Source organism: Variovorax trehalosi (assembly GCF_051216415.1).
Lineage (GTDB): Bacteria > Pseudomonadota > Gammaproteobacteria > Burkholderiales > Burkholderiaceae_C > Variovorax.
The window spans coordinates 78,399-101,247 of sequence record NZ_JBPJZG010000009.1 but is presented as its reverse complement, the minus strand read 5'-3'; the positions used below and the strand labels follow the sequence as shown (position 1 = coordinate 101,247).

General features: G+C 67.7%; 25 protein-coding genes. 7 read left to right on the top strand and 18 right to left on the bottom strand.

Annotated elements, in window-relative coordinates; translation table 11 throughout:
• Positions 1-55: 55 nt before the first annotated feature.
• Positions 56-1,171, top strand: coding sequence for an ABC transporter substrate-binding protein (locus tag ACSFA7_RS28360; RefSeq protein ID WP_435502442.1), 1,116 nt, complete (start codon positions 56-58; stop codon positions 1,169-1,171).
• A gap of 28 nt (positions 1,172-1,199) precedes the next feature.
• Here ACSFA7_RS28360 and ACSFA7_RS28355 read toward each other — a convergent pair whose 3' ends face one another.
• The 8 genes from ACSFA7_RS28355 to ACSFA7_RS28320 form a co-directional block, all read right to left on the bottom strand.
• Positions 1,200-1,349: a hypothetical protein gene (locus ACSFA7_RS28355; RefSeq protein WP_164546835.1), complete on the bottom strand. Its 150-nt coding sequence runs from the start codon at positions 1,347-1,349 to the stop codon at positions 1,200-1,202.
• Positions 1,350-1,474: 125 nt separating this feature from the next.
• Entirely contained in the window at positions 1,475-3,169 is a 1,695-nt protein-coding gene (locus tag ACSFA7_RS28350; protein ID WP_435502441.1) for an MFS transporter, read from the bottom strand.
• A 180-nt stretch (positions 3,170-3,349) separates the two neighbouring features.
• Positions 3,350-3,994: a 2-hydroxychromene-2-carboxylate isomerase gene (locus ACSFA7_RS28345; RefSeq protein ID WP_435502440.1), complete on the bottom strand. Its 645-nt coding sequence runs from the start codon at positions 3,992-3,994 to the stop codon at positions 3,350-3,352.
• Complete coding sequence (locus ACSFA7_RS28340; RefSeq protein WP_435502439.1) at positions 3,991-4,257, bottom strand: DUF1289 domain-containing protein; 267 nt, start codon at positions 4,255-4,257, stop codon at positions 3,991-3,993. The genes ACSFA7_RS28345 and ACSFA7_RS28340 overlap by 4 nt, the downstream gene beginning before the upstream one ends.
• A complete protein-coding gene (locus ACSFA7_RS28335) occupies positions 4,254-4,742 on the bottom strand; it encodes a YbaK/EbsC family protein (protein ID WP_435502438.1) in 489 nt (162 codons plus the stop codon). The genes ACSFA7_RS28340 and ACSFA7_RS28335 overlap by 4 nt, the downstream gene beginning before the upstream one ends.
• A gap of 27 nt (positions 4,743-4,769) precedes the next feature.
• Positions 4,770-5,408, bottom strand: coding sequence for a homoserine/homoserine lactone efflux protein (gene rhtB / locus ACSFA7_RS28330; protein ID WP_307601296.1), 639 nt, complete (start codon positions 5,406-5,408; stop codon positions 4,770-4,772).
• 29 nt (positions 5,409-5,437) lie between these two features.
• Positions 5,438-6,358 carry a hydroxymethylglutaryl-CoA lyase gene (locus tag ACSFA7_RS28325; RefSeq protein ID WP_435502437.1) on the bottom strand — a complete coding sequence of 307 codons (921 nt, stop codon included), beginning with the start codon at positions 6,356-6,358 and terminating at the stop codon, positions 5,438-5,440.
• Positions 6,359-6,507: 149 nt separating this feature from the next.
• Positions 6,508-7,413, bottom strand: a complete 906-nt coding sequence (locus ACSFA7_RS28320; protein WP_435502436.1) for a LysR substrate-binding domain-containing protein — start codon at positions 7,411-7,413, stop codon at positions 6,508-6,510.
• Positions 7,414-7,536: 123 nt separating this feature from the next.
• On the opposite strand from ACSFA7_RS28320, the gene ACSFA7_RS28315 reads away from it, so the two are divergent.
• The 5 genes from ACSFA7_RS28315 to ACSFA7_RS28295 all read left to right on the top strand — a co-directional run bounded on the left by ACSFA7_RS28315 (position 7,537) and on the right by ACSFA7_RS28295 (position 12,511).
• Entirely contained in the window at positions 7,537-8,688 is a 1,152-nt protein-coding gene (locus ACSFA7_RS28315) for a CaiB/BaiF CoA transferase family protein (RefSeq protein WP_435502435.1), read from the top strand.
• A gap of 38 nt (positions 8,689-8,726) precedes the next feature.
• Entirely contained in the window at positions 8,727-9,629 is a 903-nt protein-coding gene (locus ACSFA7_RS28310; RefSeq protein ID WP_435502434.1) for a dioxygenase family protein, read from the top strand.
• A 25-nt stretch (positions 9,630-9,654) separates the two neighbouring features.
• Positions 9,655-10,461: a citryl-CoA lyase gene (locus tag ACSFA7_RS28305; protein ID WP_435502433.1), complete on the top strand. Its 807-nt coding sequence runs from the start codon at positions 9,655-9,657 to the stop codon at positions 10,459-10,461.
• A complete protein-coding gene (locus ACSFA7_RS28300; RefSeq protein WP_435502432.1) occupies positions 10,458-11,399 on the top strand; it encodes a Bug family tripartite tricarboxylate transporter substrate binding protein in 942 nt (313 codons plus the stop codon). Before ACSFA7_RS28305 ends, ACSFA7_RS28300 begins: the two co-directional genes overlap by 4 nt.
• A 134-nt stretch (positions 11,400-11,533) precedes the next feature.
• Positions 11,534-12,511: a Bug family tripartite tricarboxylate transporter substrate binding protein gene (locus ACSFA7_RS28295; protein ID WP_435502431.1), complete on the top strand. Its 978-nt coding sequence runs from the start codon at positions 11,534-11,536 to the stop codon at positions 12,509-12,511.
• Between the two features lie 171 nt (positions 12,512-12,682).
• Here the strand turns inward: ACSFA7_RS28295 and ACSFA7_RS28290 are convergent, their stop codons facing one another.
• From ACSFA7_RS28290 to ACSFA7_RS28260, 7 genes are all read right to left on the bottom strand, one after another.
• Positions 12,683-12,979 (bottom strand): acylphosphatase, encoded by a 297-nt coding sequence (locus ACSFA7_RS28290; protein ID WP_435502430.1) that lies wholly within the window; start codon positions 12,977-12,979, stop codon positions 12,683-12,685.
• 9 nt (positions 12,980-12,988) lie between these two features.
• A complete protein-coding gene (locus tag ACSFA7_RS28285; RefSeq protein WP_435502429.1) occupies positions 12,989-14,158 on the bottom strand; it encodes an acyl-CoA dehydrogenase family protein in 1,170 nt (389 codons plus the stop codon).
• Positions 14,155-15,378 (bottom strand): CaiB/BaiF CoA transferase family protein, encoded by a 1,224-nt coding sequence (locus ACSFA7_RS28280; RefSeq protein WP_435502428.1) that lies wholly within the window; start codon positions 15,376-15,378, stop codon positions 14,155-14,157. The genes ACSFA7_RS28285 and ACSFA7_RS28280 overlap by 4 nt, the downstream gene beginning before the upstream one ends.
• Before the next feature lie 130 nt (positions 15,379-15,508).
• Positions 15,509-16,522 carry a Bug family tripartite tricarboxylate transporter substrate binding protein gene (locus ACSFA7_RS28275; RefSeq protein ID WP_435502427.1) on the bottom strand — a complete coding sequence of 338 codons (1,014 nt, stop codon included), beginning with the start codon at positions 16,520-16,522 and terminating at the stop codon, positions 15,509-15,511.
• Positions 16,523-16,548: 26 nt separating this feature from the next.
• Positions 16,549-16,941, bottom strand: coding sequence for a cupin domain-containing protein (locus ACSFA7_RS28270; protein ID WP_435502426.1), 393 nt, complete (start codon positions 16,939-16,941; stop codon positions 16,549-16,551).
• Entirely contained in the window at positions 16,938-17,687 is a 750-nt protein-coding gene (locus tag ACSFA7_RS28265; RefSeq protein ID WP_435502425.1) for an IclR family transcriptional regulator, read from the bottom strand. The genes ACSFA7_RS28270 and ACSFA7_RS28265 overlap by 4 nt, the downstream gene beginning before the upstream one ends.
• Before the next feature lie 105 nt (positions 17,688-17,792).
• Positions 17,793-18,713: a 2-hydroxyacid dehydrogenase gene (locus tag ACSFA7_RS28260; protein WP_435502424.1), complete on the bottom strand. Its 921-nt coding sequence runs from the start codon at positions 18,711-18,713 to the stop codon at positions 17,793-17,795.
• Positions 18,714-18,809: 96 nt separating this feature from the next.
• On the opposite strand from ACSFA7_RS28260, the gene ACSFA7_RS28255 reads away from it, so the two are divergent.
• Entirely contained in the window at positions 18,810-19,124 is a 315-nt protein-coding gene (locus tag ACSFA7_RS28255; RefSeq protein ID WP_435502423.1) for an EthD family reductase, read from the top strand.
• A gap of 31 nt (positions 19,125-19,155) precedes the next feature.
• Here the strand turns inward: ACSFA7_RS28255 and ACSFA7_RS28250 are convergent, their stop codons facing one another.
• Genes ACSFA7_RS28250 through ACSFA7_RS28240 form a run of 3 tightly spaced genes read right to left on the bottom strand, consistent with a single transcriptional unit; the run spans position 19,156 to position 22,839 of the window.
• Positions 19,156-20,112 (bottom strand): DUF4349 domain-containing protein, encoded by a 957-nt coding sequence (locus ACSFA7_RS28250; protein ID WP_435502422.1) that lies wholly within the window; start codon positions 20,110-20,112, stop codon positions 19,156-19,158.
• Between the two features lie 59 nt (positions 20,113-20,171).
• Positions 20,172-22,175, bottom strand: a complete 2,004-nt coding sequence (locus ACSFA7_RS28245; protein ID WP_435502421.1) for an acetyl/propionyl/methylcrotonyl-CoA carboxylase subunit alpha — start codon at positions 22,173-22,175, stop codon at positions 20,172-20,174.
• Positions 22,168-22,839 (bottom strand): DUF4126 domain-containing protein, encoded by a 672-nt coding sequence (locus ACSFA7_RS28240; RefSeq protein ID WP_435502420.1) that lies wholly within the window; start codon positions 22,837-22,839, stop codon positions 22,168-22,170. Before ACSFA7_RS28240 ends, ACSFA7_RS28245 begins: the two co-directional genes overlap by 8 nt.
• Positions 22,840-22,849 lie beyond the last annotated feature (10 nt).

Below are 22,849 nucleotides of genomic sequence, written 5' to 3'. Positions count from 1 at the left end.
AACACACTACACATCTTTTGACAATGACAAACAAATCGTGGAAAGACCTCGCTCGATGAAGAAGATGTTCAAGTCCTGCACCGCCGCACTCCTGCTGACGGCGATCACCCAAGGCGCGTCGGCCCAGATCGTGATCGGCCAGTCGGCCGACCTCTCCGGTCTTGTCTCCGCCAGCGTCAAGGAGGCGATCCTGGGCTCGCAACTGCTCATCGACCAGGTCAACGCCCAGGGCGGCATCAACGGCGAGCGGATCGAGGTGATCCGCATGGACGACGGTTTCGATCCCAAGCGAACCGTGGAGAACTCGCGCACGCTGATCGAGGACAAGAAGGTCATTGCCTTGCTGCTCAACCGCGGAACGCCCAACGCGACGGCCGTGATGCCCCTGCTCGAAAAGTACGGCGTGCCGCTGGTCGGTCCTTCCTCCGGCGCGATGGTGCTGCACGCGCCGGTGCAGAAGTACATCTTCAACGTGCGCTCGACCTACCAGCGCGAGGCCGAGAAGGCCGTGCAGCACCTGAACACCATCGGCATCCAGCGCATCGGCGTGGTGCAGGAGCAGGATTCCGCTTTCGCCACCGACGCCATGGTGGGCGCGAACAAGGGCTTCGAGAGCGCGAAGATGAAGCCCGCGGTGCTGGTACCGGCGGACCGCCGCAAGCCCGACTACAGCACCATCGTTCCGCCGTTGACGCAGGCGAACGTGCAGGCCGTGCTCTGGATCGCTTCGGGCACGGCCGTCACCGAAGGCGTGAAGGCGCTGCGCGCGGCGGGCTCGGCGGCGCAGGTGATCACGCTGTCGAACAACGCCGCGTCGGGCTTCATCAAGGAATTGGGCGCATCGAGCGGCGGCGTGATCGTCACCCAGGTGCTGCCGTACGAGCGCTCCTTCGGCCATCCACTCATCAAGGAAGCCATGGCGCTCGCGAAGGCCAAGGGGCAGAACGAGCTGTCGCCCGCACTGCTCGAAGGTTTCGTCGCCACCAAGGTGCTGGTGGAAGCGCTGCGCCGCACGGGCCCGAAGCCCACGCGCGCCCGGCTGCTCGCCACGCTCAACAGCTTCCAGTACGACGTGGGTGGTGGCCTCGACGTGAACTACTCGCCGACGGACCACTCGGGCATCGACTACGTCGATTTGTCGATCATCAGCGAGGGCCGCTTCAAACGTTGATCGCCTCCGCTGTCGCGCTTCCTGTTTCTTACTTGGGCGCGGCGGCGGGCGCAGGCTCGTGCGTGGTGGTGTCGCCACCATGCTTCTCGCCCGACATGTCGACCTTGTCACCGGCCTTCGAGATCACGTACAGGGCAATGGCGGCAAAGATGACGAAGCCGACGACGATTTTCCACATGGGTGTTGTCTCCTGAATGGGTAAGGGATGAATGGATGGGTGTGCTCAAGAAAAAGGCCTCATGCCGCCTGGCATGAAGCCTCTTTGTTGAACGGAGGGACCGAGCCCTCCTGTGCGGCTGAAACTCAGTCGTTGGCGTAGATGTCAACGTCCTTGGTTTCGCGGATGAACAGCGTGCCCACCACCAGCGTGATGCCCGCGATGATGATCGGGTACCAGAGGCCGTTGTACATGTTGCCGGTCGACGCCACGATGGCGAAGGCCGTGGTCGGCAGCAGGCCGCCGAACCAGCCGTTGCCGATGTGGTACGGCAGGCTCATCGAGGTGTAGCGGATGCGGGTGGGGAACATCTCGACCAGCATCGCCGCGATCGGGCCATAGACCATGGTCACCAGCAGCACCAGCCAGAACAGCAGCACGATGGTCAGCACCTTGTTGATCTTCGCGGGGTCGGCCTTGGAGGGGTAGCCCGCGACCTTCAGGTCTTCGGCCACGCCCTTCTTGAAGGCGGCGATTTCCTTGGCGGAGTTCTCGTCGAACTTGAGGTTCACGACGTTGCCCACCGGTGCCTCGACCGTCTTGTTGCCGATCTTCACGATGGCCTTCGAACCCGGCGCGCCGGCCACGTTCTCATAGCTCACCGAGTTCTGCACCAGATAGCGCTTGGCGATGTCGCACGAGCTCTTGAAGTCGATCTCGCGGGCCACCGGGTTGCCCTGGAACGAGCAGGTCGCCGGGTCGGCCGTCACCGTGACGCCGGCCGTGGCCTGTGCACGGGCCAAGTCGGGGTTGGCGGCTTCGGTCAGCATCTTGAAGACCGGGAAGTAGGTGACCACGGCCAGCAGGCAGCCGGCCATGATGATCGGCTTGCGGCCGATCTTGTCCGAGAGCGTGCCGAAGACCACGAAGAACGGCGTGCCGAGCAGCAGCGCGGCGGCGATCATCAGGTTGGCGGCGGTCGCATCGACCTTGAGCTGCTGCGTGAGGAAGAACAGCGCATAGAACTGGCCCGAATACCAGACCACCGCCTGGCCTGCCGTGAGGCCGACCAGTGCCAGGATCACGATCTTCAGGTTCTTCCACTCGCCGAACGATTCGGACAGCGGCGCCTTCGAGGTCTTGCCCTCGGCCTTCATCTTCTGGAAGGCCGGCGACTCGCTCAAGGAGAGACGAATCCACACCGAGATGCCCAGCAGCAGGATCGACACGAGGAACGGAATGCGCCAGCCCCAGTCGCTGAACACCGCTTCGCCGAGCCAGGTACGCACACCCAGGATCACCAGCAGGCTCAGGAACAGCCCGAGCGTTGCCGTGGTCTGGATCCACGAGGTGTAGGCACCGCGCTTGCCGTGCGGCGAGTGCTCGGCCACGTAGGTGGCGGCACCGCCGTACTCGCCGCCGAGCGCCAGGCCCTGCAGCATGCGCAGCGCGATCAGGATCACCGGCGCCGCGACGCCGATGGTCGCGTAGCTGGGCAGCAAGCCGACGATGAACGTCGACAGGCCCATGATCAGGATCGTCACCAGGAAGGTGTACTTGCGACCGATCATGTCGCCCAGGCGGCCGAACACGATGGCGCCGAACGGACGCACCAGGAAGCCGGCCGCAAACGCCAGCAGCGCGAAGATGAAGGCAGCGCCCGCATCCAGGCCGCTGAAGAACTGCTTGGCGATGATCGCCGCGAGCGAACCGTAGAGGTAGAAGTCGTACCACTCGAACACGGTGCCGAGAGAGGAGGCGAAGATGACTTTCTTCTCCTCCGCGGACATGGGCCGGGGGGCCGGGTGCGGCACTCCCCGTGAATCTAGTGTGGCGGCCATTGCGTCGTCTCCTGTGTGTTTGCGTTCATGCGGCGCCCGGTATCCGGGGCCGTGAAGCATTCTTGGAGGCGTGACTGACCCGAGACTTGCGCGAAACTGAACCGATGCTTACGGATTAAGGTGAAACCCGCGGGGCGGGTTTCAGCTTGTAAGAAATTCGGGCCCTGCGCGGGTTTGTACTCAGGCCTTGTGACTGCGCAGCAAGGAGGGGCGCTGGTCGGCGCCGGCCCATTGCGAGCCATCGAACCAAGCATCGCCCGACAGGTAAGCGCGCAGCATCGCGAGGCCGTCGAAGCCCCAGAAGAGGCGCCCGTCGACCACGTAGGCGGGCGTGCCGAAGACGCCGAGCGCCAGCGCTTCGTCGGTGTTGCGCTTGAGGAGCGCCTTGCTCTCGTCGCTGCCCGCTTCGCGCTTCGGTTGCAGTTGCGCGGTGAGTGCGGCGAGCCGCGCGGTATCGCCGGCTTCTTCACCGCCGCGCCACACGTTGCGCAGGATGGTCTCGGCCGTGAGGCGGCTGATGCTGCCGTCGTCGCTCGTCGACACCGCCAGCCGCAGGTGCGGCAGCGGGTTGTAGGGATGCGAGGCCGGCATCTCGATCTGGATGCCATTCGCATGCCCGAGCCACAGCACATGGCGGTAGGTCCAGCTGCGCTTGGACGGAATCTCGGCCGGCCCGAGCTGGCCGTGTTGCTTGAGCAGCGCGCCCAGCAGCACCGGCTTGTAGGCCACGCTGTAGCTCAGCCCTTCGAGCGCCTCTGGCAGGTGCTCGAACGCGAGGTGCGCGTAGGGCGAGATGAAGTCGAGATAGAAGTCGATGTGCTTCATGCGTCGTGGTCTCCGGAGGGTTCGGGGATGCGCCAGATGCCGGCCCGGGCGCGCAACTCGATCGCGCGCCAGACGTGGCGCCGCGCATCGTCTTCCATCTTGCTCCAGCCCGCGATTTCGGGAATGGTGCGCAGGCACCCTTCGCAGAAGCCGCTCAGGCGGTCCATGCGGCACACCGAGGTGCAGGGCGAGGGAACGTCTTCGGGCAGGTCGCGCACGGCGACCGCGCGTGCGGCCAGGGTCTCGGCTTCCGCGAAGTTCAAACCACGTCCGCCACCGGCGCGCCGGTGAGCGTTTCGAGGTCTTGCGGCTTGAGCTGGAACACCGCATGCGGATGGCCCGCCGCGGCCCAGATCTCCTCGAAGCGGAAGAGCTCGCGATCGATCAGCACCACCGGCTTGGTCGCATGCCCCACGGGCGAGACGCCGCCGATGGTGAAGCCGGTGCGCGCCTTCACGAACTCGGCATCGGCGCGACCGGTCTTGCCGATGAGCGCATCGACCTTCTTCTCGTCCACGCGCTTGTCGCCCGAGGTGATGACCAGCACCGCCACGTCGTCGCTCTTGCGGCGAAAAATGATGCTCTTGGCGATCTGCCCGACCGCGATGCCGAGCGCATCGGCCGCCTGCTGCGCGGTGCGGCAGGCGTCGTCGAGCATGCGGGGGGAATGGGGGTGGCCGGCGTCCTGCAGCACGCGGGAGACGCGCTGCACGCCTTCGGGGAGGGAGTGGAGTTCAGAGCCGCACATGGATTCGAATCTACAAGACTGCGTTTTTCAAGCGCTGCGCTTGAACATGAACAGGAACGCGCCCATCGCCATCAGCACGCCGCCGAAGACGCGGTTCTGCGCGCGCCGCGCGCGCACCGAGCGCAGCACGCCCTGAAGCCGCGCGGCCAGCCAGGCGTAGCCGTGCATCACGGTCACGTCGACCATCACCGTCGTGGCCAGCAGCACCAGCAGTTGCAGCCACAACGGCCGCGTCGGCTGGATGAATTGCGGCAACACGGCGGCCATGAAGACGATGCCCTTGGGGTTGGTCACGTTGGTGAGAAAGCCGCGCAGCACGCGTTGCCGTGTCGTGAGGTCGGGCTCGCCGACCGATTGCGCGGCGTCGCCATCGACTTTCGCGACCGGCGCGCGCCACTGGCGCCAACCCAGCCACAGCAGGTAGCAAGCGCCGACCACCTTGATCACAGTGAAGGCGGTGGCCGACGCGGTGAGCACCGCGCCCACGCCGAGCCCCGCCACCAGCAGGATCACGGCCAGCCCCAGTTGCAGCCCGACGATGGTCGCCGTGGTGCGCCGCACGCCGTAGCTCAGGCCGTGGCTCATGCTGAGCACCGCGCCCGAGCCGGGCGAAACTGCGATGACGCAACTGGCCACCAGAAATGCAAGCCAGACATGCAGGTCCACGAAAACTCCTGTGCGCGTGTGTTGTTGTTTCAGCCGGCCCGCTTGGTGCGGATGGCCTTCGATGCGCGCGAGTTCGGCTCGCGCCCCAGCGCCTGGCTGATGTAGACGCCCGCGTCGATCAGCTTGTCCAGGTCGATGCCGGTCTCGATGCCCATGCCGTGCAGCATGTAGACCACGTCCTCGGTCGCGACGTTGCCCGTCGCGCCCTTGGCGTAGGGGCAGCCGCCCAGGCCCGCCGAGGACGACTGGAAGTTCCACACGCCCATCTCGAGCGCCGCCAGCGTGTTGACCAGCGCCTGCCCGTAGGTGTCGTGGAAGTGGCCGGAAATGGCGTCGACATCGAAGTGCGCGAGCGTCGCCTCCATCGCCGCCTGCACCTTGCGCGGCGTGCCCACGCCGATGGTGTCGGCCACGTCCACGCGCTGCACGCCGATGCCCTTCATCAGCTGCGCGAGGTAGCCGACCTTGGCCGGGGCGATCTCGCCTTCATAGGGACACCCGACCGTGCACGACATCGCGCCGCGCACACGAATGCCCTTCTCAAGCGCCGCTGCCACCACGGGCGCAAAGCGCTCGATGCTCTCGGCGATCGAGCAGTTGATGTTCTTCTGGCTGAAGGCCTCGCTCGCGGCGCCGAACACCACGATCTCGTCGGGCCACTCCTCGCGCGGCGCGGCGATGGCGGCCTCGAAGCCCTTCATGTTGGGCGTGAGCACCGAGTAGAGAACGCCCGGCTTGCGCGTGATGCCGTGCATCACCTCGGCGTTGTCGGCCATCTGCGGCACCCACTTGGGCGAGACGAAGCTGGTGACCTCGATCTCCTTGAGGCCCGCATCCTGCAGGCGGTGCACGAGGCCGATCTTGATCTCGGCCGAGACGGGCTGCTTTTCGTTCTGCAGGCCGTCGCGCGGGCCGACGTCGACGAGCTTGACGCGGGTGGGGAGTTTCATGGGATGTCTCTTGTGTCGCGGGAGGATGGAAAGCCGTCTTCGATTGTCGGACACCTGGGAAGGCCCTGCCTGGTACACAAGTCGCGGAAGGTAGCAATGCGCGCCAGAGCGGTTGCAAATGGTGCCAGCCCTGGCTCATCGCTCGGGTTTCAGGTCTCCGCGCGCTCCAGCATGCTCGTGCGGAACGCCACCTTGCGCACGATCGCGGCGAAGGCGCGCGTAGGCGCCGACTCGCGCGCCTTCTGCGACCACAGCATGCCGGGCGTGCGCACCGGCGTCGGACTCTCCAGCCGCACCGTGGCCAGGCCCGAGTTCGGCTGCACCGCATTGGCCGAGACGATGGCTGCCAGCTGCGTCTTGGCGACCAGCCCCATGATCGGTGCCAGCGTGTTGATCTCGGCCACCACCTGCGGCTCGGCGCCGCAGGAGCGGAAGCACTCGTCGAGCATCTGCCGCGTCGCAAAGCTCGCGGGCAGCAGCACCATCGGCATTCTGTGCAGCTCCACCATGCGCACGCGCTTGCGGCGCGCGAGCGGATGGTTCTCGGCCACCACCAGCACCATCTCCTCGTTGTAGAGCGGCTCGAACTGCAGCGTTCCGGGCACACCCGGCCGGTACGCGATGCCCAGGTCGAGCGTGCCCGCCTGCAGCCGCTCGGCGATCAGGTCGGCCGCGAGCTCGTCGACCATCACGCGCACCCGCGGATAGCGCTGCTGGAAGCCCGCGATGCAGTCCGGAATGAAGCCGAGGTTGAAGGTGTGGGTCGAGCCGATGCGCAACTCGCCGGCCGCCGCCTGCGGGTCTTCGCGCAGCGCGCCCAGGCCCCGGTCGATTTCCTGCAGCGCGCGCGTGGCGTGGTGCAGGAAGGCCTCGCCGGCCTCGGTGAGCGCCACGCGCTTGCCGACACGGTCGAAGAGCAGCGTGCCCAGTTCTTCTTCCAACTGCTTGATCTGGTGCGACAGCGTCGACTGCGTCACATGCAGCCGCTCGGCCGCGCGGGTGAAGTTGAGCGAGCCGGCCAGGGCACTGAAGTAGCGCAGGTGACGCAATTCCATGGAAATTCCCGGTCTGTCGAATGATCGATGCTGTCGATGGTATCCATGCAAATCCATCATTGTTAAAAATCGTCGCGCCTGCATAGAGTTCGCACCCAGCACGAACACACAGGAGACAACGCGGTGCACAAAGTCCTCAGCGGCATCAAGGTGCTGGAGCAAGGCACGTTCATCACCGGTCCGGCGGCGGGCATGTTCCTCGCCGACCTGGGCGCCGAGGTGGTGAAGGTGGAGCAGCCCGGCAGCGGCGATCCGTTCCGCTCGTTCCGGGGCGGCCTCTACAGCCCGCACTTCCAGACCTACAACCGCAACAAGCGCAGCATCACGCTCAACCCCAAGCTGCCGGAGGACGCGGCGGTGTTCGACGAGCTGGTGAAGGAGTCGGACGTCTACATCCAGAACTTCCGCCCCGGCGCGGCCGAGCGGCTGGGCGCGGGCGAGGCGCGGCTGCGCGCGCTCAACCCGCGGCTGGTGTACTGCGCCATCAGCGGCTTCGGCCAGACCGGCCCGGCCGCCAACCGCCCCGCCTACGACACGGTGGCCCAGGCGGCCAGCGCCTTCCTCAAGCTCCTGGTGAACCCGGCCAACCCGCGCGTGGTGGGCCCTGCCGTGGCCGACGCCATGACCGGCTTCTACGCGGCCTACGGCGTGATGGGCGCGCTGGTGGAGCGCGGGCGCACCGGCCAGGGCCGCAAGGTCGAGGTGTCGATGCTCGAGGCCATGTGCCACTTCAACCTCGATGCCTTCACGCACTACTTTTCCGAGAACGAGATCATGGGTCCGTTCAGCCGGCCGAGCGTCTCGCAGTCGTACGTGCTGGAGTGCGCCGACGGCCTGTGGATCGCGCTGCACATGTCCTCGCCCGAGAAGTTCTGGCAGGGCCTGGCCAATGCGATCGAGCGACCCAACCTGTTCCAGGACCCGCGCTTCGCCACGCGCGAGGGCCGCATCGCGCACCAGAACGACATGATCGCGCTGCTCGACGGCCTGTTCCGCGCGCGCACCCGCGCCGACTGGTGCGCGCGGCTGGAGTCCGAGGACGTGCCCCACGCCCCCATGTACGACACCCGCGAAGCGATGCAGGACCCGCAGGCCCGCCACCTGCAGTTGGAAGTGAGCGCACCGCACCCCGAAGGTGGCGAGTGGCGGACCATCCGCTCGCCCGTGAGCTTCGACGGCGAACGGCCGCTCGAGGTCACCGCGCCGCCGCTCCTGGGCGCGGACAACGACGCCATCGTCGGGCCGATACGGCGGCGCCTGCGACCAGCCGCCTGAATCCATCCCATCGCCACAAGAAAAAGGAGACACGCCCCATGACCCCCTCGAACGAGAACGAGCTCACCCAGGCCGCGCTGCAGCGCCTGGAGGGCGCCACCGACCCGCGCTTCGCAGAGGTGATGCGCTCGCTCATCACCCACCTGCACGCCTTCATCCGCGAGGTCGACCTGCAGCCCGGCGAATGGATGGCCGGCATCGAGTTCCTCACCGCCGTGGGCCAGGCCTGCGACGACAAGCGCCAGGAGTTCATCCTGCTGTCGGACACGCTGGGCGCCTCGATGATGGTGGTGATGCTCGACCAGCTGCGCGCCGCCGCCCGCGCAGGCCAGGCCGGCAAGACCCTGCAAGCGACCGAGACCACCGAGGCCACGGTGCAGGGCCCCTACTACTGGGACGGCGCGCCCGACCTGCCGCTGGGCGCCGACATCGCGCCCGGCGTGCGCGGCGAACCCGCCTTCTACAGCGGCCGCGTCACCGACACCCGCGGCCAGCCGCTCGCCAACGCGCTGCTCGACATCTGGTCGGGCGACGGCGAGGGCGTGTACGACATGCAGGTCGAAGGCGCGGGCATGGCGGCACGCGCGCGCATCCGCACCGACGCCGAGGGCCGCTACTGGTTCTGGTCGATCAAGCCCTCTTACTACCCGGTGCCGGTCGACGGTCCGGTGGGCCGCATGCTCGCCGGCATGGGCCGCCACCCCAACCGGCCCGGCCACATCCACATGAAGGTGGCGGCCGACGGGCACGTGCCGGTGACCACGCACCTCTTCGTGGCGGGCAGCCCCTACATCGACTCGGACGCGGTGTTCGGCGTGCGGCCCAGCCTCGTCGTCGACTTCGAATCGCACCCGCCCGGCAAGGCGCCCGACGGCCGAGCGATCGAACGGCCGTACTGGTCCGCGCACTACGACTTCCATCTCCAACCCGAGGCCGCCTGAGCCCCGATCCACTGCGTACGTCCTCATGAAAATCGGCAAATCCACCGTCCCGCGCACCGCCATCTGCACCTCGGACGAACACACCATCGTCGTTCGCGGCCAGGACCTGTGCCGCGACCTGATCGGCAAGCTCTCCTTCGCGGACTACTTCTTCCTGCTGCTCACCGGCAAACAACCCGACACGGCCTGCAGCACCGTGCTCAACGCCACGCTGGTGGCCATCGCCGAGCACGGCCTGGTGCCCAGCGTGCAGGCCAGCCGCATGACCTTCGCCGCCGCGCCCGACGCACTGCAGGGCGCGGTCGCCGCGGGCATCCTGGGCTGCGGCTCGGTGATCCTCGGCGCGTCGGAAACCGCGGGGCGCCTGTTCGCCGACGTGGCGGCGCGCGTGGATGCGGGCGAAGCGCTCGACGACGTGGCGGCCGCCACGATCCGCTTGTTGAAGGAAAGCCGCCAGGCCATCCCGGGCTACGGCCATCCGCTGCACAAGGCGAACGATCCTCGCGTGGACCGGCTCATCGAAGTGGCCGCCGAAGCCGGCGCCGACATGCGCTACGTGTACATCGCGCAGGCGCTGGAGCGCGTGATCCCCGGCATCGTGGGCCGCGAGCTGCGTATGAACGTCTCGGCCGCCATCCCGGCCGTGCTGCTGGGCGTGGGCTTTCCGGTGGCGTCGCTGCGCGGCGTGCCGATCCTTGCGCGCACCGCGGGGCTGATCGCGCACCTGGCCGAGGAGGCCGAGACGCCGAGCGGCTTCGCCCTCTCCTACCAGGCCACGCGCGAGCTGCAGTACGACGGCCAGCTGCCCGCGGGCTTCGGGAGCGCCGCATGAAGCGCCGGCTGCTGCTCGCCAGCACGCTGCTGGCCGCGGGCGCCGCGCTGGCGCAAGGTTCACCGCGTCCGCTGAAGATCGTGGTGCCCTTCGGCGCGGGCACGTCCACCGACATCGTCGGCCGCATCCTGGCCGATGCGCTGGGCCGACAGCTCGGCGTGGCCGCGATCGTGGAGAACAAGCCCGGCGCGGGCGGCTCGATCGGCAGCGAGCAGGTTGCGCGCGCCAGCGACGGCCAGACGCTGTTAATGGGCACGGTCGGCACGCATGCGATCAACCCCTCGCTCTACAAGCGCCTGCCGTACCAGCCGCTGCGCGACTTCGTGCCGCTGGGCTTCGCGGGCGCCACGCCCACGCTGCTGGTGGTGCCCGCGAACTCGCCGTGGAAGAGCGTGGCCGACCTGGGCACCGCGACCGGCAACGTGAACTTCGCCTCGGCCGGCAACGGCACCTCGGGCCACCTCGCGGGCGAGCTGCTCAACGTGCGCCTGGCGAAGAACTTCATGCACGTGCCCTACCGCGACGGCGCCCAGGCCCTGACCGAACTGATGGCCGGCAACGTGCAGTTCATGTTCTATCACCCGGCCGCGGTGATGCCGCAGGTGCGCGCGGGCAAGCTGCGCGCGCTCGGCGCGTCGGGCGCGAAGCGCAGCGCGGCCGCACCCGATGTGCCTACGCTGATGGAACAGGGCGTGAAGGACTTCGACCTTGTCGCGTGGTTCATGTTGTATGCGCCGAGCAGCATGCCCGCCGCGCAGCGCGACCGTCTGCGCGAGGCCACGCGCCAGGTGCTGGCCCAGCCCGAGGTGTGCGAGAAGCTCGCGCAGCAGGGCATCGAACACGCCGAGATGAACACCGACCAACTCGACGCCTTCGCGCGTGCGGAGATCGCCAAGTGGGGCGAGGCCGTGCGCCGCTCTGGCGCGCAGATCGACTGACGGAGCGCACCGCGCGAACCCGCAAGCGCAAAGGAGTCCAGGCCCTCGACAGACCAGCAGGGCGGAAAAGAAGAGCAAGGCCGCAGAGCCGATTCATGCAGACAAGCGGGCACGACCCGCGACAGGAGACATTCATGCGTTCGACATTCAAATGGCTGGCCGGCACCTTCCTCGGCCTGTTCCTCGGCCTTGCGAGCAGCTTCGCCTTCGCGCAGGGCGCGGCCTGGCCCAGCAAGCCGATCCGCATCGTGGTGGGCTTCGCGCCCGGCACGCCGCCGGACATCTTCGCGCGGCTGTACGGCGAGTACATGGCGCGCCAGCTCGGCGTGCCGGTGGTGATCGACAACAAGCCCGGCACCGCCGGCAACCTGGCCTCCGATGCGGTGGCAAAGGCACCGCCCGACGGCTACACCTACCTCTACAACCTGTCGACGGCGTTCACGATCAATCCCTACATCTACGCCAAGCTGCCCTTCGATCCGCAGAAGGACCTGGTGCCGGTCGCGACCACGATGCGGCAGGGGCTGGTGCTGATCGCGAGCCCGAAATTCCCGGCGAAGACGGTCAAGGAACTGGTGGCCGCCGCGAAGGCGAAGCCGGGCGCGATCTCGCATGCTTCCTACGGCGCGGGGAGCCCGTCGCACCTGATCGTGGAATGGTTCAAGGACGAGACCGGCACCGAGATGCTGCACGTGCCCTACCGCGCGAGCCCCGTGGCCGACGTGGTGGGCGGGCAGGTCGACACGGTGATGGAGCCGATCGCCACCGGCTACCAGCTGATCAGCAGCGGCCGCGTGCAGGCCCTCGCCTATTCGGGCCCGAGCCGCCACCCCGCGATGCCCGATGTGCCCACGCTCTCCGAAGTGGTGCCCGGCCTCGTGATGACCTCGTGGCACGGCCTCTGGGCGCCGGCCGCGACGCCGGTCGCGATACAGCAGCGCTTCAACGCCGTGATGATCGAGGCCAGCAAGGACCCTGACCTGGCCAAGCGCATCCGCGACCTGAACAGCGAACCGCTCGGACTCACGCAGGCCGAGATGGCCACGGCGGTGCGGCGCGATGCGGAGATCTACAGCCGCATCGTGAAGGCGAAGAACATCCGGGTGGATTGAAGCGATGCGCTGGTGTGCTGTCCCGCAAATAGCTGCGCAAAATGAAATTGCGCCGTTCACGGCAGGGCAAGGCGCAAACCGCAGCGATACCCGTAGGTATCGCGAGGATTTGCAACGCCGCCCTGCCGTGAACGGCGCAATTTCATGCGCAGTTATTTGCGGGACAGCACACTAGACGGTTTCGCGCTGCGCGAAGCCGTCGGGCACATCGCCCGTGGCCGCCGCATCGTTCACATCGACCGCATCCACGTGCGCACCGGCCGGCCCCTGGCGCGCCCAGCGGACCAGTGCCTCGACGGCATCGGCATCTCCGGCCGCGAGCGCCTCCACGCTGCCGTCGCGCCGGTTGCGCACCCAGCCGCGCACGCCGAGCCGCTCGGCGGCCTGCACCATCGACCAGCGATAGCCCACGCCCTGCACGAGGCCTCTGACGAAAAGATGGCGGGTGACGATGGCGTTGGCGTTCATGAACAGTGGTCAGTACGACTTGGGCAATCCGAGCGCCTTCTCGGCGATGAAGTTCAGGATCATCTGCGGGCTCACCGGTGCAATACGCGGAATGTAGCTCTCACGCAGCAGCCGCTCGACGTGGTATTCCTTCGCATAGCCCATGCCGCCAAGCGTGAGGATCGCGTTCTGGCAGGCGTCGTGCGCCGCCTCCGCCGCGAGGTACTTGGCGGCGTTGGCCTCGATGCCGCAGGGCTCGTTCGCGTCGTACAGCGTGGCGGCCTTGAGCATCATCAGATCGGCCGCCTCCAGGTTCGCCCAGGCCCGCGCGAGCGGGTGCGCTACGCCCTGGTTCTGGCCGATGGGCCGGCCGAACACGACGCGCTCCTGCGCGTACTGCGCGGCGATGCGCAGCGCGGCGCGGCCGATGCCGATGGCTTCGGCGGCGATCAATATGCGCTCGGGATTGAGGCCATGCAGGATGTATTCGAACCCGCGGCCTTCCTCGCCGATGCGGTCTTCTTCCGGCACTTCGAGGCCATCGATGAAGAGCATGTTCGAGTCCACCGCCGCGCGCCCGAGCTTGTGGATCTCGCGCACCTCGACCTTGCTGCGGTCCAGCGCCGTGTAGAACAGCGTGAGACCCTGCGTGGGCTTCTTCACCTGGTCGATGGGCGTGGTGCGCGTGAGGATCAGCATGCGGTCGGCCACCTGCGCGGTCGAGATCCAGATCTTGCGGCCGTGCAGCAGGTAACTGCCGTTCGGCTGGCGCACCGCCTGGGTCTTGAGGCTGGTGGTGTCGAGCCCCGCGTCGGGCTCGGTCACGGCGAAGCAGGCCTTCTCGGTGCCCGCGATCAGCGGCGGCAGGAAGCGCTCGCGCTGCGCCTCGGTGCCGAACACCACCACCGGGTTGAGCCCGAAGATGTTCATGTGCACCGACGACGCGCCCGACATGCCCGCGCCCGACGCGCTGATGGCGCGCATCATCAGCGCCGCCTCGGTGATGCCCAGGCCCGCGCCGCCTTGCGCTTCGGGCATCGCGATGCCGAGCCAGCCGCTCTCGGCGACAGCGCGATGGAATTCATGGGGGAACACGGCGCGCTCGTCGTGGTCGCGCCAGTAGTCGATGGGTAAGTCTTCGCAGAGACGTTCGATGGCTGCGACGAGCGAGCGTTGGTCTTCGTTCAGAGAGAAATTCATTCGCTGTCCTTCGCAGGTTCCGGTTGCAAGGTGACGCCGCGCGCGAGCATCTGGTCGATGTCTTCGTCCGCGTAGCCCGCCTCGCGCAGCAACTCCACGCTCTGCTCGCCGATGCGCGGTGCGGGGCGGCGGATAGCGGCGGGCGTGGCGCTGTAGCGCCCGACCGGCGCGAGCGTGCGGATGCGGCCTTCGCTCGGGTGATCGAACTCGGGGAAGAAATCGACCGCGCGCAGGTGCGGGTCGTCGAGCAGGCTCTCGGTCGTGTGCAGGCGCGCGACCGGGATGTCGGCCGCTTCGAGCACCGCCATCCATTCGTCGCTGCCGCGCGTGGCCATGACCTCGGCCACGAACGCGTAGACCGCGCCGATGTTCGCGGCGCGTGCGGTGTGTGTGCCGAACATCGGCGAGCTGCGCAGCTCCGGCCGGCCGATCACGTCGAAGAAGGCTTGCCAGTGCTTGTCGTTGTAGATCAGCACGCTCAGATAACCGTCCGCCGTCGCATAGGGCTTGCGGTGCGGCGCGAGCAGCCGCGCATAGCCGGTGGGGCCGAGCGGCGGTTCGAAGCTGTGGCCGCCGAGGTGGTCGCCCATCACGAACTGCGAGAGCGCCTCGAACATCGGCACCTCGACCGCCTGGCCCTTGCCGGTGCGCTGCGCGCTCAGCACCGCGGCGAGCAGCGCGATGGCGGCTTGCAGCCCCACGGCGCGGTCGGCCAGCGTGACGGGCGCGTAGCGCGGCGCATCGCCGCTTTGCTGTGCGAAGAGCGAGGCGACGCCAGCCGCGCCCTGGATCAAGTCGTCGTAGGCGGGCTTGCCGGCATACGGGCCTTCTTCGCCGTAGCCGAAGGCGCCGAGGTAGACGATCTTCGGGTTGACCGCCGCCACCGCTTCGTAGCCGAGCCCGAGCCGCGCCATCGCCTGCGGGCGCGTGTTGTAGATGAGCGCATCGCAACCCGCCGCCAACCGCAGGCAGGCCTCGCGGCCCTCGGGCTGCTTCAGGTCGAGCACGATGGAGCGCTTGTTGCGGTTCAGGTGCATCGCCATCGCACCCATGCCGGCGTGGCGCATCGGGCCGACCGCGCGCAGGTTGTCGCCAGAAGGCGGCTCGACCTTGATGACGTCGGCGCCGAGGTCGCCGAGCGTCTGCGTGGCGTAGGGGCCCATCACCACGGCCGTGAGGTCGAGAATGCGGATGCCGTCGAGAGGTCCGGAGGTATTCATGTGTGCGCTCCTTCCCCCTCTGGGGGAAGGTTGGGATGGGGGCAGGCAGAGCGCTCGATGGGTACGCCGCTTGCCCCCACCCCGGCCCTCCCCCAGCGGGGGAGGGAGAAAGAAAAAATCAGATCAGCGCTCATTCGGGTTGAATGCCCGCGGCCTGGATCAGCTTCTTCCACTTCGCCAGTTCGGAGACAGTGAACGCGCCCAGTTCTTCCGGCGTGCTGCCGAACGCATCGAAGCCCAGCTTGCTCACGCGCTCGCGAAAGACCGCGCCATTCACCATCTCCGACAGCGCCTTGTTGAGCTTGAGCACGATGTCGCGCGGCGTGCCGGCCGGCGCGAACACGCCGTTCCAAGAGGTGATATCGAAACCCTTGAGCTCGGGCGTATCGGCCAACGGCGGCAGCTCGGGAAAGAGCTTGGTGCGCTCCTGCGTGGTGACCGCGATCGCGCGCATCTTGCCGGCCTTCACCGTGGCAAGGCCCGCGGCGAGGTCGACCACCATCATCGAGACCTGCCCGCCGATCAGGTCGGCGATGGCAGGCGGCGTGCTCTTGTAGGGCACGTGCAGCATCGGCACGCCACTCATGCGCGACAACGTGGCGCCGCTCACGATGCCGGTGCTGTTGCCGCTCGCATAGGTCAGCTTGCCCGGATGCGCGCGGCCCCAGGCCAGCAGCTCGGCCACGCTCTTGACCGGCAGGTCGTTGTTCACCACCAGCATGAACGGCAGGTTGCCCATGCGGCTCACCGGCGCGAAGTCCTTCACCGGGTCGTAGGGCAGGTGCTTCATCAGGCTCGGGTTGGCCGAGTGCGTGGTGTTGGTGGTCATGAAGAGCGTGTAGCCATCGGGTGGCGCCTTGGCCACCGCCTCCGCGCCGATCACGCCGTTGGCACCCGCCTTGTTGTCGACGATGACCGAGCCCTTGAGCGCCTCGCCGAGCATCTGCCCGGTGATGCGCGCCACCGCGTCCGTGCCGCTGCCGGCCGCGAAGGGCACGACCAGCCGTATCGGCTGTTTCGGGTAGCCGCCCTCCTGCGCGAAAGCCCAGGGCGCGGCGCCCGCGAGGCCCGCGGCAGCGCCGATGGAAATGAAACGGCGGCGGCTTTCCACCGCGACTGTTTCTGTCGCGTTCTTCGTCTGCATGGTTTTTGTCTCCGGGTGGTTGTCGTTCAGGGCCGGATCACGCGCTCCGGCGATTCCTCGTACGGCGGGCTGTAGATCACCAGCACGCGCACCGGCTCGTCGCTCACCACCGTGAAGGTGTGCATCGCGTCGGCCGGAAAAAAGCAGCTGTCGCCGGGATGCAGCTCCTGCCGCTGGCCGTCCACCTCGGCGACCGCGCGGCCTTCGAGCATGTAGCAGACCTGCTCGATGCCCGGGTGCGCATGCGGCAGCGCCCCCTTGCCCTTCTGGATGTGGCCCACCAGCACCTCGAGCTGCTTCGCGCCCACGGTCTCGGGGCCGATGAGCCGCTTGTTCAGCGTGCCTGTGTGGTTGGCGGGGTGGTAGCCAGCGATGTCGGCTTCGCGGACGAAATAGCGAGGGGCGGTGGTCGTTGTCATCGGGGGTTTTCTGTCTTGGGTTCGATCGCGAGGCACGCCGAGCGCAGCATCGCGGCGATGTCCTCGATGCGCGGCTCCACGCGGTAGCGCGGGCCGGCGACCGAGATCGCATAGGCCTGGCCGCCGATGCGCAGCGGCCAGGCCAGGCCGATCAGGTCGGGAATGCTTTCGCCGAGGTTGCCGTACCAGCCGCGCGCGGCGGAGCGCTGCAGTTCGTCCTCGATGGCGTCGGCGGTGGTGAGCGTGGCGTCGGTGAGCGGCAGAAACGCCGTGCTCTCGAGCAGCTTGCGGCGCGCCTCGGGCGCGAGCGTGGAGAGCAGCGCGCGGCCGAGCGAGTTGGCATACGCCGGGCGCGTCTCGCCCGATTCGGCCGTATAACGGATGCGCTGCGGTGCGCTCAGCACATCGAGGTAGACGACGTGGTCCGCATCGCGGAACTTGCCAAACACCACGGTCTCGCGGGCAGCGTCGCGCAGTTCCTCGAGCGTGGCCTTCACCCGGTCGAGCACCGGATCGTGCGCGGCGATGACCTGCGCCATCGCGAGCAGCCGGCCCGTCGGGTAGTAGCCTTGGCGGCGCCCGGTCTCGTACATGTAGCCCTGCTCTTCGAGCGTGCGGATGAGCCCGAGGCAACTGGACACCGGCATGTCGAGCAGCCGCGCCATCTCGGACAGCGCCAGCGGCTGCTTCTCCCGGGCGAAGAGCTCGACGATCTCGATCACGCGAAACGCTGTTTTCACAACCATGAATTTATTTTTTCATATGTGAAAAACAAAAGCGTCAGGGTTTCCCCTTCATTCACCGCCTTTCAGCGGCGGGATCGCCGGCAGCGCATGGCGTCAGCCAGTCAGTCAGTAGCCCCGGACGGGATCGACGATGCCGTTGATCGGCCGGCCCTCTTCCATCGCGCGGATCTTTCCGGCGATCTGGGTGATGGACTCCTCGCGCAGCGTGCGCGCCGAGCCGTGCGGGGTCACCGTGATCTTGGGGTGGCGCCAGAAGGCGTGATCGGCCGGCAGCGGCTCGACCTGGAACACGTCGAGCGTCGCGCCCGCGAGTTCACCGGCATCGAGCATCGGAATGAGGTCGTCTTCGACCAGATGCCCGCCGCGCGCGATGCTGATGAGATAGCCCTCGGGCTTCAACTTGCCCAGCGTCTTGCGGTTCAGGATGCCGCGCGTAGCATCGGTCAGCGGCAGCAGGTTGACCAGCACGCGCGTGGACGAAAGGAATTCGTCGAACTGCGCCTCGCCGCTGAACACCTGCACGCCATCGATGGCCTTGGGTGAGCGGCTCCATCCCAGCACCGGGAACTCGAACTGCGCGACCGCCTTGGCCACACGCTCGCCCAGCACGCCGAGCCCCATGATCCCGACCGGAAAGTCGCGCCGCAGCTTCGGCTTGCGGTAGCTCCACTTGCCTTCGCGCGCATCCGCCTCGTACACGTCGAATTCGCGGAAATGGCGGATGAGCGTGTGGCACACGTATTCGGCCATCTGCACCGACATGCCCGCATCGTCGAGCCGCACGATGCGCGTGTGCGCGGGCACCTTGAGCTTGAGCAGCGCATCGACGCCCGCGCCGATGTTGAAGATGCCGCGCAGCTGCGGCTGCTGGTCGATGAATTCCTGTGGCGGCGCCCACACCACGGCATGGTCGGCCTGCGGGGCGCCGGGCTTCCAGGCTTCGATGACGGCATCGGGGAGTTCGGCCTGGAGGCCCTCGATCCAGGGGTCTGGGCGGTTGTCGGTGAGGTAGACGGTGATTCGCATGGGGACGAATCTTAGTGAGAGCGCTGACGAGGCGCGCCTGGATGGCTATGCTCGAACGTCAACCACCTCACCTCATTCCTCAATCAAGAGACACCCATGATCAAGTTCAGCGTGATGTATCCCCATACCCCCGGCGCCCGCTTCGACCACGGCTACTACCGCGACAAGCACATGCCGCTGCTCAAGGCCCGCATGGGCGACGCCTGCCTCTCGTACACCATCGACAAGGGCCTGGGCGGCGGCGCCCCCGATTCGCCGCCCGTCTACGTCGCCATGTGCCACGTCTTCGCCGAGTCGCTCGAGTCCTTCCAGAAGGCTTTCGGCCCGCATGCGAAGGAGGTCAGGGACGACGTGAAGAACTACACCGACATCGCGCCCGTGATGCAGTTCAGCGAGGTGGTGGTGGGCTGAACGCCCGCCCCTCTCTCTTCACGCCCCCGCTTCACGCCGCCCTGGCCCCGCGCCGGCGGCGCCACAGCACCCGCACCAGCCACCCCAGCGGCAAGCCCACCAGCAACAGCCACGGCAACACCGCCGCCAGGAAGGTGATGAGCATGCCCACGCTCTCCGCCAGCACCGAGCCGGCTTCGCGCAGCGCCCGCATCATCGGGTTGTAGCTCTGGCCGCCTTGCGACAGCGTGCGCGTCGGGGTGAACTGGATCTGGATGTGCTGCTTGCTTGTCTGCTGCTCCAGCACCTTGCGCTGGGTGGCGATGGCGTCGAGCTCGGCCTGCGTGTCCGACAGCGTGCGCTGGATCGCCAGCAGGTCGGCCATGGTGCGCTTGGTGACCGTGTCGCGCAGCATCAGCCGCAGGCTGTCGCGGAACTCGACGCGGTTCTTGATGCGCGCCTCGACGTCGATCACCTCGGCGGTCTTGTCTTCGCTCGTGGTGTTTTGCGACACCACCTTGGCCACGCCCGCGAGGCCGCTGAGCAGCTTGTCGACATCGGCCGGCACCACGCGCATCTCGAGCATCGCGTTGCCGGGTTGCTGCGGTGTCTCGCGCAGCAGCGAGGACGACAACAGCTCGCACTGCAGCGTGCCGCAGAGGTCGCGCACCTTGCCCCAGGCATCGGCGAGCTGCTCAGGCGGTACCTCGACGTTCAGGTCTTGCCGTACCGCGAGATAACGCTGCAGCGGCGCCTGCTCGGACTGGCCCGCATCGGCGGCGGCCTGTTCGGCTTGCGGCGCGGCGCGCGACTGCTCTCTCTTCATCGCCATGCCACCCGCAAAGCCCGAAGGCGCCGACATGGGGGCAGGTGGCGGTGCGGCGTCGAGCGAAGCAACCTCAGCGCGCTGGCAACCGGCCAGCGCGAGCGCGGCCGCCAGGGCCAGCATGGCAACGCCCGTGCGGCGACGGGCGAGACGGGGCGAAACGAAGAGCGTGCGATGCGTCATGAAAGATCCCTTGAAGTGATGACTACCGCAGCTGATACGGGCGAGACCCCGCAACGGGGTTAAACCGTTGCCGTGGCCATTCGCAACAATTCGTCGCCTTCGGCCACCTGCTCGCCGGGCGAGAACATCAGTTCCTCGACAGTGCCGTCGGCGGGCGCTGCGATGGTGTGCTCCATTTTCATGGCCTCCATCACGGCCAACGGCTGGCCGCGGCTGACCTTGTCGCCGGCCTTGACCGCAAAGGACACGACCTTCCCGGGCATCGGCGCGGTGAGGCGGCCGCCTTCGGCCTGCGTGTCGCCCGCGTGGGCAAGGCGGTCGATGGCAGTGATCTTCGTGGCGCCCTTCGCGGCGAACACGTGGGCCGTGGCGCCGTCCAGGTGCACGTCGAGCGTCTGGCGCGAGCCGGCGAACTCGACCTCGAACTCGCCCGTGGGGAACTGGCCGATGACCAGCGGCCCTGCCGTTCCACCGGCCTCAAGCCAGAGGCCGCCGTCGCGCTTGTAGGTCAGCACGGCCGTCTGGTCGGCGCCGCGGAACTCGAAATCGAAGTGGCGGCGGTATTCACCGAGCGCACGCCAGCCGTCGCGACGGGCGAAGGGATCGGGCATCTTCGCGGGCCACTCGGTGATCAGCGTACGCGTGATCGCGGCGGCGGCCGCCAGCGGCAGGCCCAGCGCTTCGCGGTCGAACAGCACGGCGCGTTCGCGCTCGATCAGCGCGGTGTCGAGGTTGGCCTTCGAGAACGATTCGGTCGCAAGGATGCCGCGCAGGAACTGCACGTTGGTCGCCACGCCCACGATCTGCACTTGCGCGAGCGCCGCATCGAGCCGGGCCAGCGCCTCGGCGCGCGTGCTGCCGTGCACGATCAGCTTGGCGATCATCGAGTCGTAGAACGGCGAGATCTCGCCGCCCTCGCGCACGCCGTCGTCGATGCGCACGCGGCTGCGCTGAAAGGCCGTCGCTTGCGGCTTTCGGTACACGCGCAGCGTGCCGGTGGCGGGCAGGAAGTTGTTGTCGGGGTTCTCGGCGCAGATGCGCGCTTCGATGGCGTGGCCGTGGATCTGCAGGTCCGCCTGCTTGGCGGGCAGCGCCTCGCCCGAAGCCACGCGCAGTTGCCATTCGACCAGGTCGAGGCCGGTGATCGCTTCGGTCACCGGGTGTTCCACCTGCAGGCGGGTGTTCATCTCCATGAAGAAGAAGTTCATCTCGCCGCCTTCGCGCTGCTCGACGATGAATTCCACCGTGCCCGCGCCCACGTAGTTCACCGCACGCGCGGCAGCGACGGCCGCATCGCCCATCTGCTTGCGCATCGCCTCGGTCATGCCGGGCGCGGGCGCTTCTTCAAGCACCTTCTGGTGGCGGCGCTGTACCGAGCAGTCGCGCTCGAACAGGTAGACGTAGTTGCCCTGCGTGTCGCCGAACACCTGGATCTCGATGTGGCGCGGGCGCTGCACATACTTCTCGATCAGCACCGCGTCGTCGCCGAAGCTGTTGATGGCTTCGCGCTTGCACGAGGCGAGCGCGGCCTCGAAGTCCGCGGCCTTGTCGACCGCGCGCATGCCCTTGCCGCCGCCGCCCGCGCTCGCCTTGATGAGCACCGGGTAGCCGATGCGATCGGCCTCGCGCTGCAGCAGCGCCGGGTCCTGGTCGTGGCCGTGGTAGCCGGGCACCAGCGGCACGCCGGCCTTTTCCATCAACTGCTTGGACTCGGCCTTCAGGCCCATGGCCTTGATCGCCGAGGGCGGCGGGCCGATGAAGACCAGCCCTGCGTCGGCGCAGGCCTGCGCGAACTCCTCGTTCTCGCTCAGGAAGCCGTAGCCAGGGTGCACCGCTTCGGCGCCCGTGGCCTTGGCGGCTTCGAGGATCTGCTCCCAACGCAGGTAGCTTTCCTTGGGTGCACTGCCGCCGATGTGCACCGACTCGTCGCAGGCGCGCACGTGGTTGGCATGCGCGTCGGCATCGGAATACACGGCGACCGTGCGGATGGCCATGCGGCGGGCGGTGGCCGCGACGCGGCAGGCAATTTCACCGCGATTGGCGATCAGGATCTTCTTAAACATTGGGGGTGTCTCCCGGAGGATTCTTTTTCAGTTGAAACGCAGGCACGACGCCCGGATCGGGTCGGCCGCTGAAGATGCGGGCCACGCGGCTGAACAGCGCGCGCAGAAAGCGCCAGCTCTTGCGGATGAGCCACACGCTGAGCACCAGCACGACGACGAACAGCACGAGAAAAACGATCGGGTGCGCGACAGCGAGCCACAGCCCGACCGGCACCATCGTGTCTTCGACCAGCGAAGCGCCCACATTCGAGAACGGCTCGGGCGAGGTGTTGATGGCCGCGCGCGTCGTGGCCTTGGCCGCATGCGCCGTGGCTGCGAAGCCGCCGCCGAGCAGCGCGGCGACGATGGCCATCACGCCATGGTCCGCGCCGAACACGCTGGCCGCGAGCGCGGCGCCCGCGGGAATGCGGATCGCGGTGTGCACCACGTCCCAGAGCGAATCGAGGCCGGGAATCTTGTCGGCAAAGAACTCGATGAACACCATGAAGCCGCTCGCCGCGATCACCACCGGATGCGCCAGCAGCTGCAGGCCGCTCGGCAGCGGCACCCAGCCGAAGTAGCCGACGATGCCGGTCAGTAGCACCACGAGGTACAGGCGCACGCCGCTGGCCCAGCCGATGGCGGCGGCCAGGGCGAGCAACTGGGGCATGTCGAGTGCGTTCATCGCGCGTCCT

Excerpts from the sequence above, each read along its gene's own strand:
- ACSFA7_RS28300 (WP_435502432.1), top strand. The coding sequence starts at position 10,458 with ATGAAGCGCCGGCTGCTGCTCGCCAGCACGCTGCTGGCCGCGGGCGCC.
- ACSFA7_RS28350 (WP_435502441.1), bottom strand. The coding sequence starts at position 3,169 with ATGGCCGCCACACTAGATTCACGGGGAGTGCCGCACCCGGCCCCCCGG.
- ACSFA7_RS28275 (WP_435502427.1), bottom strand. The coding sequence starts at position 16,522 with ATGCAGACGAAGAACGCGACAGAAACAGTCGCGGTGGAAAGCCGCCGC.
- ACSFA7_RS28265 (WP_435502425.1), bottom strand. The coding sequence starts at position 17,687 with ATGGTTGTGAAAACAGCGTTTCGCGTGATCGAGATCGTCGAGCTCTTC.
- ACSFA7_RS28360 (WP_435502442.1), top strand. The coding sequence starts at position 56 with ATGAAGAAGATGTTCAAGTCCTGCACCGCCGCACTCCTGCTGACGGCG.
- ACSFA7_RS28285 (WP_435502429.1), bottom strand. The coding sequence starts at position 14,158 with ATGAATTTCTCTCTGAACGAAGACCAACGCTCGCTCGTCGCAGCCATC.
- ACSFA7_RS28245 (WP_435502421.1), bottom strand. The coding sequence starts at position 22,175 with ATGTTTAAGAAGATCCTGATCGCCAATCGCGGTGAAATTGCCTGCCGC.
- ACSFA7_RS28240 (WP_435502420.1), bottom strand. The coding sequence starts at position 22,839 with ATGAACGCACTCGACATGCCCCAGTTGCTCGCCCTGGCCGCCGCCATC.
- ACSFA7_RS28320 (WP_435502436.1), bottom strand. The coding sequence starts at position 7,413 with ATGGAATTGCGTCACCTGCGCTACTTCAGTGCCCTGGCCGGCTCGCTC.
- ACSFA7_RS28260 (WP_435502424.1), bottom strand. The coding sequence starts at position 18,713 with ATGCGAATCACCGTCTACCTCACCGACAACCGCCCAGACCCCTGGATC.
- ACSFA7_RS28335 (WP_435502438.1), bottom strand. The coding sequence starts at position 4,742 with ATGTGCGGCTCTGAACTCCACTCCCTCCCCGAAGGCGTGCAGCGCGTC.
- ACSFA7_RS28345 (WP_435502440.1), bottom strand. The coding sequence starts at position 3,994 with ATGAAGCACATCGACTTCTATCTCGACTTCATCTCGCCCTACGCGCAC.
- ACSFA7_RS28325 (WP_435502437.1), bottom strand. The coding sequence starts at position 6,358 with ATGAAACTCCCCACCCGCGTCAAGCTCGTCGACGTCGGCCCGCGCGAC.
- ACSFA7_RS28295 (WP_435502431.1), top strand. The coding sequence starts at position 11,534 with ATGCGTTCGACATTCAAATGGCTGGCCGGCACCTTCCTCGGCCTGTTC.
- ACSFA7_RS28270 (WP_435502426.1), bottom strand. The coding sequence starts at position 16,941 with ATGACAACGACCACCGCCCCTCGCTATTTCGTCCGCGAAGCCGACATC.
- ACSFA7_RS28255 (WP_435502423.1), top strand. The coding sequence starts at position 18,810 with ATGATCAAGTTCAGCGTGATGTATCCCCATACCCCCGGCGCCCGCTTC.
- ACSFA7_RS28290 (WP_435502430.1), bottom strand. The coding sequence starts at position 12,979 with ATGAACGCCAACGCCATCGTCACCCGCCATCTTTTCGTCAGAGGCCTC.
- ACSFA7_RS28310 (WP_435502434.1), top strand. The coding sequence starts at position 8,727 with ATGACCCCCTCGAACGAGAACGAGCTCACCCAGGCCGCGCTGCAGCGC.
- ACSFA7_RS28305 (WP_435502433.1), top strand. The coding sequence starts at position 9,655 with ATGAAAATCGGCAAATCCACCGTCCCGCGCACCGCCATCTGCACCTCG.
- ACSFA7_RS28280 (WP_435502428.1), bottom strand. The coding sequence starts at position 15,378 with ATGAATACCTCCGGACCTCTCGACGGCATCCGCATTCTCGACCTCACG.
- ACSFA7_RS28250 (WP_435502422.1), bottom strand. The coding sequence starts at position 20,112 with ATGACGCATCGCACGCTCTTCGTTTCGCCCCGTCTCGCCCGTCGCCGC.
- ACSFA7_RS28355 (WP_164546835.1), bottom strand. The coding sequence starts at position 1,349 with ATGTGGAAAATCGTCGTCGGCTTCGTCATCTTTGCCGCCATTGCCCTG.